2 protein-coding genes are annotated in these 1,446 nt (G+C 64.9%); both read right to left on the bottom strand.

Going from position 1 to position 1,446, the window contains the following annotated elements; all coding sequences use genetic code 11:
* Nucleotides 1-303: 303 nt before the first annotated feature.
* Entirely contained in the window at nt 304-984 is a 681-nt protein-coding gene (locus AC1D00_RS40880; RefSeq protein WP_477014613.1) for a GntR family transcriptional regulator, read from the bottom strand.
* A gap of 7 nt (nt 985-991) precedes the next feature.
* The coding region (locus AC1D00_RS40885; RefSeq protein ID WP_477014614.1) for an FAD-binding oxidoreductase at nt 992-1,446 on the bottom strand (455 nt) is incomplete at its 5' end.

The following is a 1,446-nucleotide window of genomic DNA, read 5'->3' on the forward strand; positions in this document are numbered from 1 at the left end:
CAACCGCCCTTCGCGAGCATTCTGACCCAGGCACCGGCGCGAGCTCTGCTCGCGCGCGCCTCGGACCATCCCGGCGCCAGTGCCTGCAACCGGATTTTGCCTTGATGCTCGCTTCGGGGTGATGGGGGACTTGTGAGTACGGTCATAGAGAACTTGCTGGCGCGGAAGCAGAAGCTCATAAAGGAACTCGAGATGGCGCAAACCGTGGAGGACCGCGACAGGATCGAGCATCAGCTCGAGCAGATCAACACCGCGCTGGATTTCCTGGACAGGCCGGGTCCGGAGGATGGGCGATAGAATCGCTCAATCCACATTCAGCGCCTCGACTTTCAAGGCCTTGGCGTAGACCACGCCCGAATTGGTGATGTGCGTGGTCATCAATGCTTCGAACGCCGCAAACTCGCCGCGCGCGAACAGATCCAGCAGCTTGCGGTGCTCGTCGAACGACGAGCGGGTCCGCACGTCGATCGGCGAGGTCAGGTTGGTGCGCAGCGCCGCGACGCGGCCGGAGACGAGCTGGTAGGATTCGACGAGGTAGCGGTTGCCGCAATGGGCGAACAGCGCCTCGTGTAAAGCGGCATCGGCGCGGCCATAGGCGATGTTGTCGCGTGCCGCAATCGCCGGCTCCATCGCCGCGATCGCGGCGCTCATCGTCGCGACRGCGCCGTCGCGATCGTGACGGAAGGCGAGTTCGGCGGCCTTGGGCTCGAGCGCGATCCTGAAGGTGCAGAGCGCAGCGATGTCCTCGTCGCTCGGGGTGAAGACAAAACTGCCGACCTGCGGGCGGATCACCACGAGCCCCTGCGCCTGCAACTGGCCCATTGCCTCGCGCACCGGCGTCCGGCTGACGCCGAAGGAATTCGCCACCATCTCCTCGGAGATCGCAGCGCCGAGCGCGAACTCGCCGTCGATGATCGCCTGCCGCAGCCGCTGCATCACCCGCTGCGACAGTGATTTTGGCGTATCGAGCTTGAGCGATCGCATTGCTATCTCAGATCACCTTGCCGGGATTGAGCAGATGATCGGGATCGAGCGCGGCCTTTAGCGTCCGCATCAGCGCGATCTCCGCCTCGCTCCTGGCATGGCCCAGCCACTTCTTCTTCAGCGTGCCGATGCCGTGCTCGGCGGAGACGCTGCCGCCCATCTCGCGCACGAGACCGTAGATGATCGTGTCCATCTCTTCCTTTGGCTGCTGCGCCACCGTGAGGCCCGTGACCCAGGACACGAGGTGCAGATTGCCGTCGCCGATATGGCCGTAATAGACGCTCTCGCAGCCCTTGATGCCGTCGGCGAGCGCGGCCTTGCAGCGCGTGACGAACTCGTCCATCCGCGCCACGGCGAGGCCGATATCGTAGGAGATGTGCGGGCCCAGCACCTGGCCGAACTCGGCGCAGATGTCGCGCACCCGCCAGAAGGCTTGCGTCTGCGCCAGCGATTGCGCCACCG

It is taken from the genome of Bradyrhizobium sp. P2_E8, assembly GCF_056403875.1.